Annotated in this window: 14 protein-coding genes and 6 pseudogenes; 12 read left to right on the plus strand and 8 right to left on the minus strand. The window is 60.4% G+C overall.

Translation table 11 applies throughout. The features are described 5' to 3' along the window. Positions 1-232: 232 nt before the first annotated feature. From P6U16_RS11005 to P6U16_RS11025, 5 genes and pseudogenes are all read left to right on the plus strand, one after another. Positions 233-1,219, plus strand: coding sequence for a Gfo/Idh/MocA family oxidoreductase (locus P6U16_RS11005; RefSeq protein ID WP_277703757.1), 987 nt, complete (start codon positions 233-235; stop codon positions 1,217-1,219). Between the two features lie 191 nt (positions 1,220-1,410). Next, positions 1,411-3,005 (plus strand): annotated as a pseudogene (xseA, locus tag P6U16_RS11010) (exodeoxyribonuclease VII large subunit). Continuing rightward, the gene (locus P6U16_RS11015; RefSeq protein WP_277703758.1) at positions 3,005-3,595 is read left to right on the plus strand and encodes an NAD(P)H-dependent oxidoreductase; all 591 of its coding nucleotides are present in this window, start codon (positions 3,005-3,007) and stop codon (positions 3,593-3,595) included. The pseudogene xseA and the gene P6U16_RS11015 overlap by 1 nt, the downstream one beginning before the upstream one ends. A gap of 75 nt (positions 3,596-3,670) precedes the next feature. Continuing rightward, positions 3,671-4,021: a MarR family transcriptional regulator gene (locus P6U16_RS11020; RefSeq protein ID WP_277703759.1), complete on the plus strand. Its 351-nt coding sequence runs from the start codon at positions 3,671-3,673 to the stop codon at positions 4,019-4,021. Between the two features lie 6 nt (positions 4,022-4,027). Continuing rightward, on the plus strand, positions 4,028-4,882 hold the full coding sequence (locus P6U16_RS11025) for an NlpC/P60 family protein (protein ID WP_277703760.1): 855 nt from the start codon (positions 4,028-4,030) through the stop codon (positions 4,880-4,882). A 10-nt stretch (positions 4,883-4,892) separates the two neighbouring features. On the opposite strand, the gene P6U16_RS11030 is transcribed toward P6U16_RS11025, so the two are convergent. The 5 genes and pseudogenes from P6U16_RS11030 to P6U16_RS11050 all read right to left on the minus strand — a co-directional run bounded on the left by P6U16_RS11030 (position 4,893) and on the right by P6U16_RS11050 (position 11,814). After that, positions 4,893-5,831 carry a glyoxylate/hydroxypyruvate reductase A gene (locus tag P6U16_RS11030; protein WP_277703820.1) on the minus strand — a complete coding sequence of 313 codons (939 nt, stop codon included), beginning with the start codon at positions 5,829-5,831 and terminating at the stop codon, positions 4,893-4,895. Positions 5,832-5,862: 31 nt separating this feature from the next. Beyond that, positions 5,863-7,491, minus strand: a complete 1,629-nt coding sequence (locus tag P6U16_RS11035) for an ABC transporter ATP-binding protein (protein WP_277700650.1) — start codon at positions 7,489-7,491, stop codon at positions 5,863-5,865. An 8-nt stretch (positions 7,492-7,499) separates the two neighbouring features. Further along, positions 7,500-8,590 (minus strand): annotated as a pseudogene (locus P6U16_RS11040) (ABC transporter permease). A 46-nt stretch (positions 8,591-8,636) separates the two neighbouring features. Next, positions 8,637-9,728 (minus strand): microcin C ABC transporter permease YejB, encoded by a 1,092-nt coding sequence (locus tag P6U16_RS11045; protein ID WP_277700651.1) that lies wholly within the window; start codon positions 9,726-9,728, stop codon positions 8,637-8,639. Between the two features lie 245 nt (positions 9,729-9,973). Next, a pseudogene (locus P6U16_RS11050) lies at positions 9,974-11,814 on the minus strand (extracellular solute-binding protein). Between the two features lie 198 nt (positions 11,815-12,012). On the opposite strand from P6U16_RS11050, the gene mepA reads away from it, so the two are divergent. From mepA to P6U16_RS11080, 6 genes and pseudogenes are all read left to right on the plus strand, one after another. After that, positions 12,013-13,107 carry a penicillin-insensitive murein endopeptidase gene (gene mepA, locus P6U16_RS11055; RefSeq protein ID WP_277700652.1) on the plus strand — a complete coding sequence of 365 codons (1,095 nt, stop codon included), beginning with the start codon at positions 12,013-12,015 and terminating at the stop codon, positions 13,105-13,107. Positions 13,108-13,235: 128 nt separating this feature from the next. Beyond that, a complete protein-coding gene (locus P6U16_RS11060) occupies positions 13,236-13,616 on the plus strand; it encodes a methylglyoxal synthase (RefSeq protein WP_277700653.1) in 381 nt (126 codons plus the stop codon). A 48-nt stretch (positions 13,617-13,664) separates the two neighbouring features. Continuing rightward, a complete protein-coding gene (locus P6U16_RS11065) occupies positions 13,665-14,684 on the plus strand; it encodes a glucokinase (protein ID WP_277700654.1) in 1,020 nt (339 codons plus the stop codon). A 103-nt stretch (positions 14,685-14,787) separates the two neighbouring features. Continuing rightward, positions 14,788-16,592 (plus strand): annotated as a pseudogene (locus P6U16_RS11070) (ABC transporter ATP-binding protein). Positions 16,593-16,612: 20 nt separating this feature from the next. Continuing rightward, positions 16,613-17,430: pseudogene (gene dapB, locus P6U16_RS11075) on the plus strand (4-hydroxy-tetrahydrodipicolinate reductase). Between the two features lie 26 nt (positions 17,431-17,456). Further along, entirely contained in the window at positions 17,457-18,092 is a 636-nt protein-coding gene (locus tag P6U16_RS11080) for a 2,3-bisphosphoglycerate-dependent phosphoglycerate mutase (protein WP_277700655.1), read from the plus strand. A 46-nt stretch (positions 18,093-18,138) separates the two neighbouring features. Here P6U16_RS11080 and P6U16_RS11085 read toward each other — a convergent pair. Both P6U16_RS11085 and P6U16_RS11090 read right to left on the minus strand, forming a co-directional pair. After that, a pseudogene (locus tag P6U16_RS11085) lies at positions 18,139-19,010 on the minus strand (bifunctional helix-turn-helix domain-containing protein/methylated-DNA--[protein]-cysteine S-methyltransferase). 73 nt (positions 19,011-19,083) lie between these two features. Continuing rightward, complete coding sequence (locus tag P6U16_RS11090) at positions 19,084-19,581, minus strand: DUF2244 domain-containing protein (protein WP_277700656.1); 498 nt, start codon at positions 19,579-19,581, stop codon at positions 19,084-19,086. A gap of 22 nt (positions 19,582-19,603) precedes the next feature. Here P6U16_RS11090 and nth point away from each other — a divergent pair, with 22 nt between their 5' ends. After that, a complete protein-coding gene (gene nth, locus P6U16_RS11095; protein ID WP_277700657.1) occupies positions 19,604-20,368 on the plus strand; it encodes an endonuclease III in 765 nt (254 codons plus the stop codon). Here nth and P6U16_RS11100 read toward each other — a convergent pair. Further along, positions 20,361-20,939: a TetR/AcrR family transcriptional regulator gene (locus P6U16_RS11100; RefSeq protein WP_277700658.1), complete on the minus strand. Its 579-nt coding sequence runs from the start codon at positions 20,937-20,939 to the stop codon at positions 20,361-20,363. The two genes, nth and P6U16_RS11100, sit on opposite strands and share 8 nt — an antisense overlap. Positions 20,940-20,968: the final 29 nt, after the last annotated feature.

The following is a 20,968-nucleotide window of genomic DNA, read 5'->3' on the forward strand; positions in this document are numbered from 1 at the left end:
CTGCTCGGACCCTGACATAAGCCAGCAGGACAGGCTTTCATACCGCTACAGCAATATTCTTTTCCGGCAAGCCCAGTTTCGGGTACGTACCTCGATTTTTCGGTTTTACCTTGCCTCTGTTGTAGGCGGTATCGTAAGGCTTTCAATCTGCTCAATAATTTTTAGTTCAAACCGATTCCGGTTTCGGGAATTATGCAGTAGGGTGCGCGCAGTTTCTGTGAGGAGAACAATCATGTTGCGTTTCGGTATTCTATCGACGGCCAAGATCGGCCGCGAACTCGTCGTGCCTGCAATCCAGGATGCGGAGAACTGCGTCGTTACGGCCATCGCCAGCCGTGACATTACAAAAGCCCGCGCCATGGCCGACCGTTTCTCAGTTCCGCACGCCTTCGGTTCCTATGAGGAAATGCTGGCCTCAGACCTGATCGACGCCGTCTACATCCCGCTGCCAACGTCCCAGCATGTGGAATGGACGATCAAGGCGGCGGATGCCGGCAAGCATGTGCTCTGCGAAAAGCCGATCGCACTTAAAGCGTCGGAAATCGACGCCTTGATCGAAGCCCGCGACCGCAACAAGGTGCTGGTCTCGGAAGCCTACATGGTCACCTACAGCCCCGTCTGGCGCAAGGTGCGGTCACTTCTGGCCGAAGGTGCGATCGGCCGGTTGCGGCATGTGCAGGGCGCCTTCACCTATTTCAACCGCGATCCCGCAAATATGCGCAATGTTCCGGAACTCGGCGGCGGCGGACTGCCGGATATCGGCGTCTACCCCACCATCTCGACGCGTTTCGTGACCGGCAAGGAACCTGTCCGCGTCCAGGCGAACACCGATCGCGATCCCGAATTCGGCACCGACATCTATTCGAGCGTGCGGGCGGATTTCGGCGATTTCGAACTTAGCTTCTATATCTCGACACAGCTTGCCGCCCGCCAGGTCATGGTGTTCCATGGCGACAAGGGCTTCATCGAGGTGAAGTCCCCCTTCAATGCCGATCGCTACGGCGCGGAAGAATTGGAACTAACCAACCAGAACCACGCACAATCGCAGATTTTCCGCTTTCAGGATTCCCGCCAGTACCGGCTCGAAGTCGAGGCTTTTTCTAAGGCAGCACTTGGCGAGGCGGAAGAAATCGTGGCGCTGGAGAGTTCCGCCGCAAACCAGAAACTCATCGACGCCATCTATCGCGCCAGCGAGAAGGACGGTTGGGAAGCGGTCTGACCGAACCTCGTCCTTCTTTGCCAAACTTGTGAGCGAAGACGATTTGAGAACGGGGCAGGCCGCGGAAGTCCTTCTTCCTCCCCTTCCTCCCCAGGATACGCCCGTGCGCGTACCTTGGGGATGAAGAAAGGCCTGTTGAGGGGCGGTGCCAGAGGCTTTCAATCGGCAGATGAAAGCGGCAAAGTGCGGATATGAGCTCCTTCTTCGAAACAGATTCGCCCAGCAATCTTACCGAATATTCGGTTTCCGAACTGTCCGGCTCAATCAAGCGGACAGTCGAGCAGGCCTTCGACCAGGTGCGCGTGCGCGGCGAAATCTCGGGTTATCGCGGTCCGCATTCCTCGGGTCATGCCTATTTTGCGCTGAAGGACGACAAGGCGCGCATCGACGCCGTGATCTGGAAAGGCACGATGGGGCGGCTGAAATTCCGGCCCGAAGAAGGCATGGAGGTGATCGCCACCGGCAAGGTCACCACCTTCCCCGGTTCCTCCAAATACCAGATGGTCATCGAAACACTGGAGCCCGCTGGTGCCGGCGCGCTGATGGCGCTGATCGAGGAGCGCAAGCGCAAGCTGGCGGCAGAGGGCCTGTTCGATGCTGCACGCAAGCAATTGCTGCCCTACATGCCGAAAGTCATCGGCGTCATCACCTCGCCCACCGGGGCCGTCATCCGCGATATCCTGCACCGGATCGCCGACCGCTTTCCCGTGCATGTCATCATCTGGCCGGTGCGCGTGCAGGGCGAAGGCTCGGGTGCCGAAGTGACGGCGGCCATTGAGGGTTTCAACGCGCTCGAGCCCGGTGGCCTGATCGCGCGGCCGGACGTCCTGATCGTAGCACGCGGCGGTGGCAGCCTCGAAGACCTCTGGAGTTTTAACGACGAGGCGGTTGTTCGCGCCGCAGCGGCGTCCGATATTCCGCTGATCTCCGCCGTCGGCCACGAGACCGACTGGACGCTGATCGACCATGCGAGCGACCAGCGGGCACCGACGCCGACCGGCGCCGCCGAGATGGCCGTGCCCGTGAAGGCCGATCTCCAAGCCTCCATCTCCGCGCTTGCGGCGCGGCTGAAAGCGGCGATGACCCGGCGAATGGACGGGCGGCGCCAGGACCTGCGGGCACTGGCGCGGGCGCTTCCTCGCTTGACCAGTTGCTCGCTCTGCCGCGCCGCCGCTTCGATGAGGCATCGATCGGCCTTGGGCGTGGCCTGACCATGAACACCGCCAACAAGCGCCGACAGTTCGAGCGCACGGCGCTCCATCTGCGGCCGGACATGCTGTCGAGCCGGTTGAACGACCGGCGGCAGCGATTGCAAGACCGGATGATCCGGGCGGAACGCATTATCGAGCGCCTGCTGCAGCGGAACAGGAGCCGCATCTCAACCGCGGATGCGTCGCTGCGCGCTTTGCCCGCGCGTCTTTCCGGTCAGATTCACCGCGCGCAGGATCGGCTCTCCGGTCTTGCCGCGCGCGCCGACAAAGCGATCATGTCCGATACCAGTCGCCGGCGCAGCGCCGTCATGGCGCACGACCGGATCCTCCAGTCGCTCTCCTACCGCAATGTCCTCAAACGCGGTTATGCACTGGTTCGCGATGACGCCGGCATGCCTGTGAGGGAAGCAGCCGCTCTGAGCCAGGGCATGGCGATCTCGCTCGAATTCTCCGATGGCTCCGTCAGCGCTGTAACCGGCGACAGCGGTTCCGCGCCACCGCAGACGGCACAGCTACGGAAGCGGGTGGAAAAACCGGCACCGGCCACGCCGCCGAAACAGGGCAGCCTGTTCTGATGCGTATTCTGTTGGTTCTTGCCCATCCGCTGTCCGACAGTTTCGCAGCCAGCGTCGCGCGCACCGCCAAGGAAACACTGGAAGAGAACGGCCACAGCGTCGATCTCCTCGACCTTTACCGGGAGAATTTCGATCCGCGTCTAACCGAAACAGAACGGCGCGGTTATTTCGACGTGCCCTACGATGTCTCAGGCGTTTCCGACATCGTCGCGCGTGTTCGTGCCGCCGACGGGCTGCTCCTCGTCTTTCCGCAATGGTGGTTCAATTTCCCCGCCATCCTGAAAGGCTTCTTCGATCGCATCCTCGCGCCCGGCGTCGCCTTCGACCATGACCGTGCCGGCGGCCGTATCATACCGAAGCTGACCAATATCAAGCTGTTCTGGGCGCTGACCACGACGGGGTCGCCCTGGTGGGTGGTTCATCTCTACATGGGCAATCCGGTCCGTCGCCTTCTGAAACGCGGAATTGCCGCCTTCTGCGCGAAAAACGTCGACTTTCGAATGTTGACGCTGCACGATATGGATCGCGTCAGTGATAAGCAACGCAGCGCACATCTGGAGCGAGTAAGGCAAGCGCTTCGGCGGATCTGAATTTTTAGAAAAATCGAAACGCTTACGTAACGATCGAAGGCTAGTCTTGTAGCATCACTGCGTCAGGAGTGCTCCGTGCCGGTCGAACTGTCTCCCTCCCAGGCCCTTGGCCTCTGGCATGCCGTATCGCTGGAACAGGTGCGGGTGGACAAGCGCGACCTGACGCTGCGGCAGATCTCGATCCTTTTGCAGATCTATCTCGTTCCGCCGCCACATACGGTGCGCGGACTGGCCGGCATCCTCGGCGTGACGAAACCTGTCATTACCCGCGCGCTCGATACGATGGGCGACCTGGGGCTGGTGACCAGGGTTCGCGATGAGCGTGACAAGCGCAATGTCATTATCCGGCGCACGGTCGATGGTGCGCTCTATCTTGAAAAACTTGGCGATCTGATCATTGATCAGGGACGCAAGCTGCCTATCTGAGGAAACATGTCTGACCTTCCCGACCGCCGGCTGAATGCCTATCGTTCCGACCTCGCCGAGGAACGCCTTCGCGGCGTGGTGGAGGCCACAAACTTCGTCACCGGCACCACGTCCGTCATCTGCGTTCCCGTGGTGCAGATGCGCGCCCGCCCGGAGCTCGAATGCGGCACGGATACCGAATTGCTGCTCGGCGAGACGGTGCGCGTGCTCGACACCGATGGTGGCTGGGCCTGGGTCAAGGCCGATTTTGACGGCTATGTCGGCTATGTGCCGGATTATGCTGTGACGCCGATTGTCCGCAGCCTCACCCATATCATCACCGCACCCCGCACCTTCGTCTATTCCGGACCAGACCTGCGCTTTCCGACAGTACAGGCGCTGTCCATGGGCAATCGCATCACCGTGGTGGACCAGCGCGATACGCGCGGCACACGCTATTTCCTGCTCGAAAGCGGCGAGGCGGTGATCGCCAATCATTGTGCCGAGGCTTCATGGCCGCTTGCCGCCGACTATGTGAGCATCGCTGCCCGTTTTCTCGAAACCCCCTATCTCTGGGGCGGCCGGTCCGGCTTCGGCATCGATTGCTCCGGCCTCGTGCAACTGTCGATGATGATGACCGGCAGGGCGGCACCGCGCGATACCGACATGCAGGCAAAGAGCCTCGGTACCGCCATCGGCCGGGACGAGCTGCGCCGCGGCGATCTCGTCTTCTGGAAAGGCCATGTGGCGATCATGGAAGATGAAAAGACCCTGCTGCATGCCAACGGCCATACGATGTCCGTCTCGCATGAGGGGCTGGACGAGGCCATCGATAGAATCGGCTGGCTCTACGACCAGCCGACCGGCTACCGCCGGCCTTGAACCGGATCAATCAATAGCCGGCTTTGCGATCGACAAGATGCTGTAGCGGCAAGCCGCTTTCGAACCGCTCTATCTGCTGCTCGACATGGGCAAACAGGGCCCTGACATCGGACGAGGCGGCGACATGCGGCGTGACATAGACGTTGTCCATGTTCCAGAACGGACTGTCGACCGGAAGCGGCTCTTCTTCAAAGACATCCAGCGAGGCGCCGCCGAGCGTTCCATCCTGGAGTGCTGTAAGAATATCTGCCCCGATCTGGCTGCCGCCGCGACCGCCATTGATGAAGACAGGCGCACCGAGCGGCCCCCTGCGGCTCAGCTTCGAAAACAGCGACGCGTTAAAGATGCCCCTGGTGTCGGCCGTTAGAGGCAGGAGACCAACGAGGAAGTCCGTCTTCGACAGGAAAACGTCCAGTTGCGGGCCGTCGAAGGTTTCAATCCCCTCAATGCTTTTCACAGAGCGCGACCAGCCGATGGTGCGGAAGCCTATTACCTGCAGCTTGCGGATGGCATCCTGCCCGAGCACGCCGAGCCCCATAACCCCGACCGTGACATCCGCTGCTTCCGGCTGGCTGAGATCTTCCCAGACATGCGCTCTCGCCTGCGCCTCGTAGGTCCTGTGCTGACGCAGATGCAAAAGGCATTGCAGGACGACCCATTCGCTCATCCGCGTCGTCAGGCTGCGATCGACGAAGCGGACCAGCGGCACGTCGGGAAGATGGGACAGGGTCAGCACATGATCGACACCGGCGCCGCCGGAAAAGACGACTTTCAGATCCGGCGCGCGGGTGAAGAGATCGGCTGCGGATTTCCACACGACAGCATAATCGATGCCCGAGAGATCGCGGCCTTTGTGGACCGGGTCTGCCAAATTGATGACCTCGCGACCGGGAAATGCGCCTTTCAGGCCATCCTCGACCTCGCGGGGAATGAATTTCAGGTCAATGATGACGGGGCTTTTTCAGGCATGGTCTTGGACTTTACTGGTTTACGGCGGGCACGTTGACGGCCTTCATGTCGAAGGCTGCGGCCATCAGGGCTTTTGTGTATTCTTCCTGGGGAGCCGTGAAGATGCGCTCCGACGGCCCCTGCTCCACCACTTTGCCCTGACGCATGACGATCATGTCATTGGCGAGCGCGCGCACGACCTTCAGGTCATGGCTGATGAAGAGGTAGGCAAGCGCATGTTTGGCCTGCAGGTCGCGAAGCAGATCGACCACCTGCGCCTGCACACTCATGTCGAGCGCCGAGGTCGGCTCGTCGAGCATGACGAATTGCGGTTTCAGCACCATGGCACGCGCGATCGCGATACGCTGACGCTGGCCACCGGAAAATTCATGCGGATAGCGCCAACGGGTCGCCGGGTCGAGACCGACTTCCTCGATTGCCGCGGCAACGCGGGCGTCGCGTTCCTTCTCCGACAGTGAAGGCTCGTGCACTTTCAGCCCTTCGGCAACGATATCAGCCACCACCATGCGCGGGCTGAGAGAACCATAGGGATCCTGGAACACGACCTGCATACGGCTGCGCAAGGGACGCATCTGCTTGAATGAATAGCTATCGATATCGCTACCGAGGAAGCTGATCTTGCCTTTGGAGGAAATCAGCCGGGTCAGCGCGAGGCCGAGCGTCGTCTTGCCCGAACCTGATTCACCGACCACGCCCAGCGTCTGGCCGGCGCGCAGCGTGAGGTCGATGCCATCCACCGCCTTGACGTGATCCACCACCTTGCGCAGGAAGCCGGCCTTGATCGGAAACCAGACTTTCATATCGCTGGCCTGCATGACCACCGGCTTCGACGTATCGGAGATTGGTGGCGACCCCTTCGGCTCGGAGGCCAGGAGATGGCGGGTATAGGCGTGCTGCGGATTGGCGAAGATGTCCGCCGTCGGCCCCGTCTCGACGATCTTGCCCTTGGTCATGACGCAGACGCGATCGGCGATCTTGCGCACGATGCCGAGATCATGGGTGATGAACAGCATGGACATGCCATGCTCATCCTTGAGCTTCTTCAGGAGTTCAAGGATCTGCGCCTGAACGGTGACATCAAGCGCCGTCGTCGGCTCGTCGGCGATCAGCAGTTCCGGCCGGTTGGCAAGCGCCATGGCAATCATCACGCGCTGCCTCTGGCCGCCGGACAGTTCGTGCGGATAGGCGGCAAGCCGCTTTTCCGGCTCGCGGATACCGACCTGGTGCAGCAGTTCGAGAACGCGGGGACGCGCTGCTTGCCCTTTGATGCCCTGGTGCAGCTCGACGATCTCGGCGATCTGTCGCTCGATCGAATGCAGCGGATTGAGCGAGGTCATCGGCTCCTGGAAGATCATCGTGATGTCGTTGCCGCGCACCTGGCGCAGTTCCGCATCCGATGCCGTCATCATATCCTTGCCATTGAACAGGATTTCCCCGCTCGGATGACTTGCCGCCGGATAGGGCAGAAGCTTCAGGATCGAATTGGCCGAAACCGATTTCCCCGATCCGGATTCGCCAACCAGCGCCACGACCTCGCCGCGCTTGATATCGAAGGAAATACGATCGACAGCCAGCGATGTATTGCCGCCCTGATGGAAGGCGACAGAGAGATCGCGGACGGAGAGAATGGGGTCTGTCATTGTCTGGATCACCGGAACGTCTTTCTCGGATCGAACGCATCGCGGGCGGCTTCGCCGACGAAGATCAGCAGCGACAGCATGACCGACATGACGACGAATGCTGTTAATCCAAGCCACGGCGCCTGCAGGTTCGACTTGCCCTGGCTGATCAGTTCGCCGAGCGAGGGCGAGCCAGGGGCATGCCGAAGCCGAGAAAGTCGAGCGAGGTCAGGGTGGTGATCGAGCCGGAGAGGATGAAGGGCAGGAAAGTCAGCGTCGCGACCATCGCGTTGGGCAGCAGATGCCGCCACATGATTGTTGCGTTTCCGACGCCAAGCGCGCGGGCGGCGCGGACATATTCGAAGTTTCTCGCCCGCAAAAACTCCGCCCGAACGATGCCGACGAAGCCCACCCAGGAGAACAGCAGCATGATGCCGAGCAGCACGAAGAAGCCGGGCGGCAGGATGGCAGCGATGATCAGCAGGATGTAGAGCACCGGCATCGACGACCAGATTTCGATGAAGCGCTGCAGCAGAAGGTCGGTCCAGCCGCCGAAATAGCCCTGCATAGCGCCGGCGGAGACGCCGACGACGGCGGACGCGATGGTGAGCGCCAACCCGAACAGGATCGAGATGCGGAAACCATAGATCATGCGCGCCATGACGTCGCGGGCCTGGTCGTCTGTACCGAGCCAGTTGAGATTGCCGAGCGTGCAGCCGGGATCGTCCTTTCCAAGCGGATAAGCCGAGCAACGCTGCGTCTCGTCCATCAGCCAGAAAGGCGCGGTTGGGGCGGAATGCGGAATGTTGGAATTGGCTGTCTGATAGGAATAGCGGATCGCCGGCCAGATCATCCAGCCATTGGCATGGATCTCGTCGCGGATGAAATCCGAACGATAATCCGTCTCTGCCAGAAATCCGCCGAACTTTTCCTCGGGATAATCGAACACCACCGGCACGAGGATTTCGCCCTTGTAGGAGGCGATAAGCGGCCGGTCATTGGCGATGAACTCGGCACAGAGGCTGAGCCCGAACAGAACCATGAAGATCCAGAACGACCAATAGCCGCGGCGGTTGGCCTTGAAATTCTGCCAGCGGCGCTTGTTGACCGGCGACAGCAGTCCTTTTTCGGCGCGGCGATCGGCGTGGTCGTAGCAAACTCAGCCATCAGACCTCCCTCCGCTCGAAATCGATGCGCGGGTCGACCCAGGTGTAGATCAGGTCCGACAGCAGGCCGACGAGCAGACCCATCAGCGAGAAGATGTAGAGTGTCGCAAAGACGATGGGGTAATCGCGCTTGACGACGGCATCATAACCAAGACGCCCGAGGCCATCGAGCGAGAAGATATATTCAATCAGCAGCGAACCGGTGAAGAAGGCCGAGATGAAGGCGCTCGGAAAGCTGGCGATGATGATGAGCATGGCATTGCGGAAGACATGGCCATAGAGCACCTGCCGCTCGTTCAGACCCTTGGCGCGCGCGGTCGTGACATATTGCTTCTTGATCTCGTCGATGAAGGAATTTTTCGTGAGCAGCGTCGTCGTGGCGAAAGCTGACAGCAGGAGCGTGAGCAGCGGCAGCGTCATGTGCCAGAAATAATCAAGAATCTTCTGCCACCAGCTAAGCTGGGCGAAATTGTCCGAGACGATTCCGCGCAGCGGGAACCAATCAAGGAACGATCCCCCGGCAAACAGGACGATCAAAAGAATACCGAACAGAAAGCCCGGCACTGCATAGCCGACGATGATGATGCCGGAGGTCCAGACGTCGAAACTCGACCCGTCCGAAATCGCCTTCTTGATGCCGAGCGGAATGGAGATCACGTAGGAGAACAGCAGGATCCAGAGGCCGAGCGAGATCGAAACCGGCATCTTGTCCAGGATCAGGTCGATGACCGAGGTGTTGCGGAAGAAGCTCTCGCCGAAATCGAAGCGGATGTAGTCCCACATCATCTGGCCAAAGCGCTCGAGCGGCGGTTTGTCGAAGCCAAACTGCTTCTCCAGTTTGGCGATGAAATCGGGATCAAGCCCTTGCGCACCACGATATTTCGAGGAGGTTTCGTCATTGAATGCGCCACCCGCCAGATCGCCACCACCGCCCGAAAGCCGGTCGCTGCCCTGGTTCTGGCCGGTCAGGTCGGCTATCACCTGCTCGACAGGGCCGCCCGGTGCGAATTGGATGACGGCAAATGAGATCGCCATGATGCCGACAATCGTCGGAATCATAAGCAGCAGTCGGCGAAGGATATAGGCACCCATTAGTGACTACCCGCCAAGATTTTCTGACGATCTCTCTGTAGCGGTGCCGGTGCCTTTGCAAAACCGCTCCGGCATTTTGCTGAAAACGCTTTCGTACGCCCCTTGGATTTCCAGTCGGTCAAGCCCAACCCTTTCCGTTTTGCCGCCGCGCCAACGTCTAGGACCGGCAGATCCCGTCGACACGCAGCGGGGTGATTCGTCACCGTCATATGGAGCCCAGGCCATCGCCGGGCGCAAGCCCCAGCTTATTTCGCTGCATTTTTCGACCACCAGACATCAGGAATCCCGTGCCGTAATAAGGTAATTCTGCGGGATGAGTCAGATGATCCCAATAGGCCACGCGCCGCGCCTTGGAATAGAACAGGGGCACGACATAGTGATGGGCCAACAGCACGCGGTCGAGCGCCCTTGTGGTCGCCACCAGTTCCTCCCGATCAGGCGCGAAGATGATCTTGCCGATGAGCTCGTCGATCGCCGGATCGGCAATGCCCGCATAGTTCTTCGAGCCCTGTTGATCGACCGAAACCGATCCCCAATAGTCCCTCTGCTCGTTGCCCGGCACCAGCGACTGCGCCCAGATGCCGTAGATCATGTCATAGTCGAAACTTCGAACGCGGTTGGTGTATTGCGAGGCATCCACGGTACGCATCCGAGCGTCAATGCCGATCTTCTTGACGCTATTGACGAAAGGAGCGACCGTTCGCTCGAAAGACGGGTTAGACAGGAGAATTTCGAACGTGAAAGGTTCGCCTGTCTTGGCGTTCACCAGCTTGTTGCCCTTGAGCTCATAGCCCGCCTCCTTGAAAAGCACGAGCGCCTTGCGCAGGTTTTCGCGCACCTTCTGTGGATCGCCATTGACAGGGTTCGTGTAGGGCGTGGTGAAGACGGCGGCGGGGATTTTATCTTTCAGCGCTTCCAGTATTTCTTTCTCGCGGCCTTCGGGCAGGCCGGAGGAGGCAAGCTCGGTGTTCCAGAAATAGCTGTCGACACGCTGGTAGGCGTTATAGGCAAGCGTTCGGTTCAGGTCCTCGAAATCGAAGGCGTAGTTCAGCGCCTCACGCACTTTCTGGTCCTTGAATTTTTCGCGCCGCATGTTCGGCACGAAGGCCTGCATGATGCCGGCGGCACGCAGAGGATTTTCGATTTCCGCGCGGATCACCCGGCCATCCTTGGCAGCAGGGAAGTCGTAGGCCGTTGCCCAATGACTGGCGCTATTGTCCTGATAAAAATCGACATCACCGCCGCGGACAGCCTCGAATTCCACGGTCTTGTCGGCGAAGAACGTGTAGGTAATCGCGCCGAAATTGTTCTGGCCGACATTCACGTTGATATCCTTGCCCCAATAGTCATCGCGCAATTCGAAGCGGATCGAACTGCCCGCCTGGAAGGAGGCGATTTTGTATGGCCCCGAGCCCATGACCGGTTCCAGCGTGGTACGACTGATATCGCGCGTCTTGCCCTCAGCATCCTGGCCTTCCCACCAGTGCTTCGGCACGATCGGAAACTGGCCGAGAATGCTCGGCAGTTCGCGATTATTCTTCTCGTCGAAGCGGAAGGTGACGTCGCGCTCGCCGGTCTTTTCCGCCGAGACCACATGGCGGTAATAGTTGGAGAGAAGGGGGTTATGTTCCTTCGACATGTCGAAGGAGAAGATGACATCTTCCGGGACAACCGGCTTTCCGTCTGCCCATTTCGCTTCAGCGCGGAGCCGGAACGTCGCGGAGGAAAAGTCGGCGGGATAGGAAACGCCTTCGGCGAGCAAACCGTAGGAGGCGGTGACCTCGTCTTCCGCGGATTTCAAGAGCGTATCGAAAACGAGCGTGGTAACGCCGGTCGCCGCCTCACCCTTGGAAAGGATTGGGTTGAACGTATCGTAGCTGCCGCTTTCCGAGAGCTTCAGTTCGCCGCCCTTGGGGGCATCCGGATTGACATAATCGAAGCGGGAAAAGCCATCCTTGTATTTTAGCTCGCCAATCGTGGAGATGCCGCTGTACCAGACCGGTTCCTCCTGCGCGGAGACATCTGAAAGAGAGACAGGGAAAAGGGTTAGCGCGATGAGGGCCGATCTCAAGCCAATCTGCAGCATGCAGCCAATCCCCTTTTTCCGTTCCAAGTCTTTGTTGCCCTTCAGAATAGGCAAAATCCGGGCAATTGACAGGACCTGCCTCAAATCAGGCCATATTTTTGCATCACATCCGGTTGAACCGCGCAAGGCTGACACAAAGGCGATATGGGACCGTGCTCGGCGCGGCACCGATTCGACATATTCCGGGACAGGCAGGACATGACATTGGAAAAGACTGGGGCGGAAAAGACTGGGGCAAAGGCAGGAACTCTCCGCAAGATCGGCTTGGCCGCTCTGGCTGCAGCCTTTTTCGGCGGGGCGCTTGCCGACGGCATCGCCCATGCCGCTGAAAGCACGCCCGCCAAACAACTGTTTGGCAAGGTGCGCCTGCCCAGCAATTCCGCGGCCGCGCCCATCGGCTTTTATGCCAAGGGCTGCATGGCCGGCGCGGTGGCGATCCCCACGGACGGCCCGACCTGGCAGGCCATGCGGCTATCGCGCAACCGGCGCTGGGGCAATCCGGCGATGATTTCGCTGCTCGAAAAGTTTTCCCGGGATGCCGTCAGCCTCGGCTGGGGATCAGGCATCCTGATCGGCGACATCTCGCAACCGCGCGGCGGGCCGATGCTGACCGGGCACGCATCGCACCAGATCGGGCTGGACGCGGATATCTGGTTCCAGGCAAAGCCGGCGCAGCCGCTGTCGGCTGAGGCGCGCGAGGACATGCCTTTCGTCTCCATGCTAGACAAGAGCAAATTCCTGACCGTCAACCCCAAGCGCTGGACCAAGACCCATGCGAACCTCGTGATGCAGGCGGCGAGCTATCCGCAGGTCGAACGCGTCTTCGTCAATCCGGCGATCAAGAAGAAGCTTTGCGAGACCTGGACGGGCGACCGCGGGCTGCTCGGCAAGGTGCGCCCCGTCTACGGCCATGACGAACATTTCCACATCCGCATGCACTGCCCGTCAGGGGCTGCAAACTGCAAGGCCCAGGCCGCCGTTACGCCCGGGGATGGCTGCGACAAGTCGCTGGCCTGGTGGTTTTCGAAGGAGCCCTGGGCAAAACCGACGGTCAAGCCGAATGCCAAGCCCGTCAAGCCACGCTTCACCATGCTTTCCGATCTGCCGAAGGCTTGTGCTGCGGTTCTGGCCGCGCCCGCCGCTTCGGAAACATCCGCGACCTTCGGCACCGCCTATGCCGCGCAACCCGCAAGCGATGCGGATGCAGCCATCCAGAACGTCATCAACACGACGGCCGGCGATCTGCCGGACAGTGACATTCCGATCCCGGAAGCGCGGCCGACGCTGCAGTAGCAACGAAGAAACAACCGTCCTGTGGGCGCTGTTCAACCCCGATGCCCTGCTGTACAGAATGATCAAATCGATTTAAATCACCGGTCGGCATCGGCCGGTCTTTGGCGCCGATTTCGAGGGGATGCGGTATGGACAGCCGAAAATGCGTTGCGCTGATTGCGCATGACCAGAAAAAGGACGATCTCGCCGCCTTCGCCAAAGCCAATGAAGCCGTGCTGGCGACATGGAAGATCGTTGCCACCGGAACGACCGGCGGCCGCGTACAGGATGCCTGTCCGAGCCTCGACATCACCCGGCTGAAAAGCGGCCCGCTGGGCGGCGACCAGCAGATCGGCGCGATGATCGCCACCGGCGATGTACACATGCTGATCTTTTTCACCGACCCTTTGACCGCCATGCCGCATGATGTCGACGTCAAGGCCCTCATGCGCCTTGCGACGGTCTACGACATCCCGATGGCACTCAACCGTGCCACCGCGGAACAGTTGATCGACTTCCAGCATCCCTGATACAGCTACCGAGCCGCGCGTCATACGACGACAAGAACGGAACGCATCATGCTCACCGACACAGACAGCCATCTCACCTTTCCCATCCTCATTGGCGATATAGGCGGCACCAACGCCCGCTTCGCGCTGCTCGTGGACGCCTTCGCCGAACCAAAACTGTTTCCGATCATTCCGACGACAGGCTATGCGAGCATAGAGGAGGCGCTGCAGACCAGCATCCTCGACAAGACTTCGATACAGCCACGTTCGGCAATCATCGCGGTTGCCGGGCCGGTCAAGGGCGATGAGATTCCTCTTACCAATGCCGGCTGGGTGATCAAGCCGCAGGACATGCTAAGCGCCCTTTCTCTGGAAGACGTTATCATCATCAATGATTTCGAAGCGCAGGCTCTTGCCGTCGCGTCGCTCGGCGACGAAGGACGCGAGCAGATTGGTCGGGGATCGATCCTCGAATCGGCGTCCTGCGCGGTGTTGGGTCCCGGCACCGGCCTCGGCGTCGCCGGCCTCCTGCATGCCCGCCACACCTGGTTTCCCGTTCCCGGCGAAGGCGGCCATGTCGATGTCGGTCCACGCAGCGAACGTGACTACCATATCTGGCCCTTTCTTGAGCCGATCGAGGGCCGTATCTCGGCCGAACAGCTTCTCTGCGGCCGCGGCATCATGAATATTTATCAGGCGGTCTGTGCAGCAGACGCCCGCGAAGCGCCGCTGGTTGATCCAGCGGCGGTGACAACCCATGCGCTGGCCGGCAGCGATCTTGCAGCCGTGGAAACCGTTTCGCTGTTTTCCACCTATCTCGGCCGGGTTGCCGGGGATATGGCGATGATCTTCATGGCCCGTGGCGGAGTGTTCCTTGCCGGCGGCATTTCGCAAAAGATTCTGCCGGCGCTGAAGAAACCGGAGTTCCGTAAGGCCTTCGAAGACAAGGCGCCGCATTCCGAGCTTCTGCGGACCATGCCGACATTCGTCGTAACGCATCCGACAGCAGCCCTTTCCGGCCTTGCCGCCTACGCACGAACGCCTGTGCGTTTTGGTGTGGCAACAGAGGGACGTCGCTGGAGAAGTTGAAGGACCTGCCGGCACGCGGACTCGCCAAACCCGAATCAAGGGACTATAGAGCGCGCTGGAACGGAGCGCCTTCCTCCATACGCTGCGGCTTAAGGAAATCAGGTTGAAGCAAACCAAGTCAAAGCTGCCGGCTGTCGATCGAGAGACGATCACCGGCGTTCTGAAGCGGGTAATAGCGGAAAACGGACGCACCCACATCAAGGGTTATGCCTTCGCAATCGCCTGCCTTATCGTCGTCGCAGCAACCACGGGCTTTACTGCCTGGATCATGGAAGCAGTGGTCAACGAGGCCTTTGCCAATAAGCGTGCCGATGTCGTCCTTTACATCTGCGGTGCGATCTTCGTTGCTTTCGTGCTGCGGGGTTTGCGACCTATGGCCAGGCGGTGGCGCTTGCCAAGATCGGCAACAATATCGTCGCCAGCTATCAGCGCCGGCTCTATTCGCACCTGATGGCGCTGAGTGTCGGCTATTTCTCCGATTCCCGGTCCGCCCGCATTTCCGCCCAGATCAGCCAGAATGTTTCCGGTATTCGCGATGTCCTCAACATGACCGTCACCTCGATCGCCCGCGATCTGCTGACACTCATTGCGCTGATTGGCGTAATGATCGGCAAGGACTGGCTGCTGACCGTCATCGTTTTTGTCATCGCGCCACCGCTTCTGATCGGCCTGCGCTACATTTCGCGCCGGTTGCGGCATGCGACCCGCGAATCCGTTGAGATCAACAGCCACGTTCTCGGCGCCATGCAGGAAACCATCCAGGGCATCACCATCGTCAAGGCCTTCACGATGGAAGACCAGCTGAAGACCAAGGTAGAGACGATCATCGACCGCGCCGAGAACCGGGCGAACCGCATCGCCCGGCTCAGCGAGCGCACCGCGCCGATGACCGAAACCTTCGCCGGCTTCGCAATCTCGAGCGTGCTCGCCTATGCCGCCTTTCGCTCGATCTACAATGACGTGCAGCCGGGTGCTTTCTTCGCTTTCGTCACTGCATTGCTGATGGCCTACGATCCGGCGCGACGCCTCGCCCGTTTGCAGGTTTCGCTGGAGCGCGCAGTCGTCAATGCGCGCATGATCTATGAGATCCTCGACACGGTTCCGCACCAGCGCGACAAGCCGGGCGCGCGGGAACTTGTTCTTGATGGCGCGCAGATCGAGTTTCACAACGTCCGCTTCGGCTACAGCCAGAGTGACGATATTCTCAAAGGCGTTAGCTTCATCGCCGAAGGTGGCAAGACGACAGCGCTGGTCGGCCCGTCCGGCGCCGGAAAATCGACCGTGATCAGCCTGATCCCGCGGTTTTACGATCCATCCCAGGGTGAGATCCGCATCGACGGTCAAGACATTGCCGGTGTTACCAAACAATCTCTTCGCAATGGTCTCGCTTATGTTTCGCAGCAGCCTTATCTTTTCGAAGGCTCGATCCGCGACAATATCCGCTATGGGCGGCCGGGCGCGACGGACGCCGAAGTCGAAGATGCGGCAAGGCTTGCCTTTGCCCATGATTTCATTCTTGCGCAACCACAGGGCTACGATACACCCGTTGGCGAAAACGGCATCACGCTGTCAGGCGGCCAGCGCCAGCGCCTGTCGATCGCCAGGGCACTCGTGCGCAAGGCGCCAATCTTGCTCCTCGATGAAGCCACCTCGGCACTCGACACCGAATCGGAAGCTGCCGTGCAGAAGGCATTGGATCATGCGATGGATGGGCGCACCGTGGTCGTCATCGCCCATCGCCTATCGACTGTGGTCAACGCCGACAAGATCATCGTCATGAAGGATGGTCTTGTTGTCGAGGAGGGAACCCACGAGTCGCTTGCGCAGCGCAGCGACGGTCTTTACGCTCGGCTCCACAATCTGCAGGGCAATGCCGCGCAGACCGTTGACGACGCCGTATTCGAATAGTTGCAGGACAGGCAGGGACGATGAGCAGTGAAGACATGAAACTCGTGGTGGTCGGCGCTGCCGGACGGATGGGCCAGACGCTGATCCGCACCATTCATGCCATGCCTGGCACGCGCGTCTTTGCCGCCGTCGAACGTCCCGGTTCACCCTTTGTCGGCCGTGACGCCGGGGAAATCGCAGGACTTGGCCCGATCGGCGTTCCGGTGACGGACAAGCCGCTCGAAGCCTTCGTCGATGCCGAGGGGTTCTGGACTTTACCTCGCCGGCGGCGAGCGTGGAGTTTTCCGTGCTGTCTGCGCAGGCCCGCATCGTCCATGTCATCGGCACGACCGGCTGCTCGGCAAGTGACGAGGAAAAATTCAAGGCGGCCGGGCGCCATGCGCGCATCGTCAAATCAGGCAATATGAGCCTCGGGGTCAATCTGCTCGGCGTTCTGACCGAGCAGGCGACGCGGGCGCTTGGTCCTGACAGCTGGGACATCGAAATCCTCGAAATGCACCACAAGCACAAGGTCGACGCGCCATCCGGCACGGCGCTGCTTCTTGGGCATGCAGCCGCCAAGGGCCGCGGCATCGATCTTGCCGAGCAGTCCGTGCGCGTTCGCGACGGCCATACTGGCGCGCGGCAGACCGGCACAATCGGCTTTGCGACATTGCGCGGCGGCTCCGTCATCGGCGAGCATTCCGTCATCCTTGCCGGCGAAGGCGAGCAGGTGACGCTGTCGCACAGCGCCACCGACCGCTCGATCTTCGCGCGCGGCGCGGTGACCGCCGCTCTCTGGGCGCGCGACCGCAAACCCGGCTTCTATTCCATGCTCGACGTGCTCGGGCTGTCCTGAACATCAATTCCCCGGAGGAAATCAACATGAGCGGAACCCTCGTCCTTGTGCGCCACGGCCAGAGCGACTGGAACCTGAAGAACCTGTTTACGGGCTGGAAGGATCCGGACCTCACCGCGCTCGGCATCGAGGAAGCCAATGCCGGCGGCAAGGCGCTTGCCGACTACGGCATCAAGTTCGACGTTGCCTACACGTCGGTGCTGACCCGCGCGCAGCACACGCTGAAGCTCATTCTTGACAATGTTGGACAGCAGGGCCTTGAAACCATCAAGGACCAGGCGCTGAATGAACGCGACTACGGCGATCTCTCCGGCCTCAACAAGGACGACGCCCGCGCCAAGTGGGGCGAGGAGCAGGTTCACATCTGGCGCCGCTCCTACGACGTACCGCCACCGGGCGGCGAAAGCCTGCGCGACACGGGCGCCCGCGTCTGGCCATACTACCTCACCGAAATCCTGCCGCGCGTGCTGCGGGGCGAAAAGGTGCTGGTGGCGGCCCATGGCAATTCGCTGCGCTCGCTGGTCATGGTGCTCGACCGCCTCACCAAGGAGCAGATTTTGGCGCTCAACCTCGCGACCGGTGTGCCAATGGTCTACAAGCTGAACGCAGACTCCACCGTCGCCTCCAAGGAAGTGCTGGGCGATATGTCGGCAGCGCATTGAGCTGACTACATTCCGACTACCAAAGGGCCGCTTCTGTGGCCCTTTTTTATACCTTGCCCGCTTCCCAGCCGAGCATGGCGCGCTTGCGGGTCAGGCCCCAGTGATAGCCGGTCAGGGCACCGCTCTTGCCGAGTGCCCGGTGGCAGGGCACGACGAAGGAAATCGGGTTGCGGCCGATGGCGGCGCCGACGGCGCGCGATGCGGTTGGCTGGCCGATATCGCTGGCGACTTGAGAATAGGTCACAGCCTTGCCCATCGGGATTTTCAGAAGTGCCTGCCAGACGCGGATCTGGAAATCAGACCCGATCAATACGACGCGCAACGGCTCATCCTGCTGCCACTGATCGGAATTGAAGATGCGCGCCGCATAGCCGGCAGTCGCCGCGCTGTCTTCCACATAATGTGCATTCGGCCAGCGACCCGACATATCCTCGAAACTTGCCTTTTCATTGCCCGCATCGTTGAAGGCAAGCCCCGCTAGGCCACGATCCGTGATCATGACGAGCGCCACGCCAAAGGGAGACGGATGAAAACCATAGCGGATTGTCAGGCCGGCGCCGCGCGCCTTCCACTCCCCGGCGACATCGCCTCATGCGTGACGAAAAGGTCATGCAGGCGGCCGGGGCCTGAGAGCCCCAGTTCGTAGCTGGTTTCAAGCAGCGGCAGCCCCTCGCGGCCCAGTAGGCGCTTCGCATGATCGAGCGTCACCGCCTGCAGGAAGGCTTTGGGCGACAGGCCCGCCCAACGCGTGAAGGTTTTCTGAAGCTGGGTCGGTGATTGGCCAAGCTGACGGGCGAGGACCTCCAGCGAAGGCTGGTCGCGATAATCCTCGGTCAGCAGTTCGACAACGCGGCTGACGGTTTCGTAATCGCTGCCCTGCGGCGTGATGTCGATCGGAAGGGATGTGGTGATGGTCATGCCTGTCTCCTTAGTAGGGAGAGATAATCATCCGAACCCCATTGGCACCACCCGATTCTTGATAGAAACCGGCTTATCGCCGCTTGACCGTCGCCAGCGCGCCTGAGAATGCGGTGGCAAAACTTTCGCGATCGTCGCGATTGAGAAAGGAACCGATGTCGGTCGCCTTTCGCCGGTCACTGAGCGACATCGAGACGATGCCGATTTCCTCGTGCCTGGCGATGTGGAAGTGTGCCCAGAAGGGATTGAAGCGATGTTCCGTCATCCGGCCAGCCGGTGTAAATTTTCGCACCGAAACATCCAGGCGCGAAACACTGACCACTTCGCGGGTACGGGCCGCGCGATAGTTAAGCCAGAAGGCGCCGAAAAGAAGCAGAAAGTCGAGCCCGAAGAAGAACACAACCGGCCAGGCGCCGATGATCCAGAACACCACGACGTGGACCAGGCTCATCAATCCGGCAATCATCATGAAAACCTTGAAGCCTTTCATTCCGAGCGACCGATATGGTGTCAGCTCGGCGCAAAAGACCGGCTGTTCATTGGGCGTTGTCTCGGCGTTGCCAGGGTTCATGGCAGCAGATTATAGATGCGGCATGAAAAACGTGAAGCCCAAATCCGCTACTCTGGTCGCCAAACCGAAAAACGCGACAGTCCGCCGCGCCGTCAAGCGCCCGAAGACCATCTATAGCAGCCAAGAAATCTCCGAAATCTTCCGCCGGCTCTCGATCCAGCGGCCGGAGCCGAAGGGCGAGCTGGAACACGTCAATCCTTTCACGCTGGTCGTCGCGGTGGCACTTTCCGCCCAGGCGACCGATGCCGGCGTCAACAAGGCGACGCGTGCGCTGTTTGCCATTGCAGACACGCCGGAAAAAATGCTGGAGCTGGGCGAGGAGAAAGTCCGCGACCACATCAAGACCATCGGGCTTTATCGCAACAAGGCGAAGAACGTGATTGCGCTTTGCGAGAAGCTGATTGCAGAGTTTGGCGGCGAGGTTCCGCGCACCCGCGAAGAGCTGATTACCCTGCCCGGCGTCGGCCGAAAGACCGCCAATGTCGTGCTTTCCATGGCCTTCGGGCACGCGACCATGGCCGTCGACACCCATGTCTTCCGCATCGCCAACCGGCTCTGTCTGGCGCCCGGCAAAACCCCTGATGAAGTCGAGGACCAGCTGATGCGGATCATCCCCGACGAGTATCTCTACCATGCGCATCACTGGCTGATCCTGCATGGACGCTATTGCTGCAAGGCGCGCAAGCCGGAATGCGACCGCTGCGTCATCGCCGACATCTGCAAGTCGGCAGAAAAGACCAACGAAATCCCCGCCCCCTTGGTCGAACTACCGGCGCAGATCATTTAACGGCAATGCCGTCGATCAGGGCCGCAATCGCTTTTTCGTAGTCTGCACGGACGCCGCCTGCCTCAATGGCAAGTGCGGCGCGGTCGAAGGCGGCAGAGACAAGCGTCGTGAATACCTCAAGGAGGTCGGCGTTTACTGCATTTTCGGCAAACACGGCCGCAAGACCCATTTTCAAACTCATCTCCGACCTCTCCCTGTCCACCTGCCCGGCCAACTCCGCGCCAAGCACGGCGGGTGCATTCAGCAGAAGAAGCCGGGTGCGACCGGGCACTGCCATGGCATCGAAATAGGCGCGCGTGCCATCGAGAAGAGCATCGCGCGCGTTTCCTGATTTTTCGCTGGCGGCCTCAATCTGAGCGGCCGTGCGCCTTGCTTCGTCAGCGACGACGGCAGCAAACAACGCCTTTTTGTCCTCGAAATGATGATAGAGCGCGCCGCGCGTAACACCGGCTGCCGCGACGATGTCAGGCGTTCCCGTCTCGGCATAGCCATTTTCCACGAACAACCGCCGACCGGCCTCGATCAAAGCTGCACGCATGTTTTCCGAACGTTCGCTGTTGCTCCGTCGCATTTTACGCCTTTACATACAATCTGTATGTA

Origin of the sequence: Rhizobium sp. 32-5/1 (assembly GCF_029537235.1) — a bacterium.
In the GTDB taxonomy this organism is placed as follows: domain Bacteria; phylum Pseudomonadota; class Alphaproteobacteria; order Rhizobiales; family Rhizobiaceae; genus Pararhizobium.

Bases quoted from the DNA above. Each gene is read 5' to 3' on its own strand.
- P6U16_RS11005 (WP_277703757.1), top strand. From the start codon at position 233: ATGTTGCGTTTCGGTATTCTATCGACGGCCAAGATCGGCCGCGAACTC.
- P6U16_RS11015 (WP_277703758.1), top strand. From the start codon at position 3,005: ATGCGTATTCTGTTGGTTCTTGCCCATCCGCTGTCCGACAGTTTCGCA.
- P6U16_RS11025 (WP_277703760.1), top strand. From the start codon at position 4,028: ATGTCTGACCTTCCCGACCGCCGGCTGAATGCCTATCGTTCCGACCTC.
- P6U16_RS11035 (WP_277700650.1), bottom strand. From the start codon at position 7,491: ATGACAGACCCCATTCTCTCCGTCCGCGATCTCTCTGTCGCCTTCCAT.
- P6U16_RS11045 (WP_277700651.1), bottom strand. From the start codon at position 9,728: ATGGGTGCCTATATCCTTCGCCGACTGCTGCTTATGATTCCGACGATT.
- mepA (WP_277700652.1), top strand. From the start codon at position 12,013: ATGACATTGGAAAAGACTGGGGCGGAAAAGACTGGGGCAAAGGCAGGA.
- P6U16_RS11060 (WP_277700653.1), top strand. From the start codon at position 13,236: ATGGACAGCCGAAAATGCGTTGCGCTGATTGCGCATGACCAGAAAAAG.
- P6U16_RS11065 (WP_277700654.1), top strand. From the start codon at position 13,665: ATGCTCACCGACACAGACAGCCATCTCACCTTTCCCATCCTCATTGGC.
- P6U16_RS11080 (WP_277700655.1), top strand. From the start codon at position 17,457: ATGAGCGGAACCCTCGTCCTTGTGCGCCACGGCCAGAGCGACTGGAAC.
- P6U16_RS11090 (WP_277700656.1), bottom strand. From the start codon at position 19,581: ATGAACCCTGGCAACGCCGAGACAACGCCCAATGAACAGCCGGTCTTT.
- nth (WP_277700657.1), top strand. From the start codon at position 19,604: ATGAAAAACGTGAAGCCCAAATCCGCTACTCTGGTCGCCAAACCGAAA.
- P6U16_RS11100 (WP_277700658.1), bottom strand. From the start codon at position 20,939: ATGCGACGGAGCAACAGCGAACGTTCGGAAAACATGCGTGCAGCTTTG.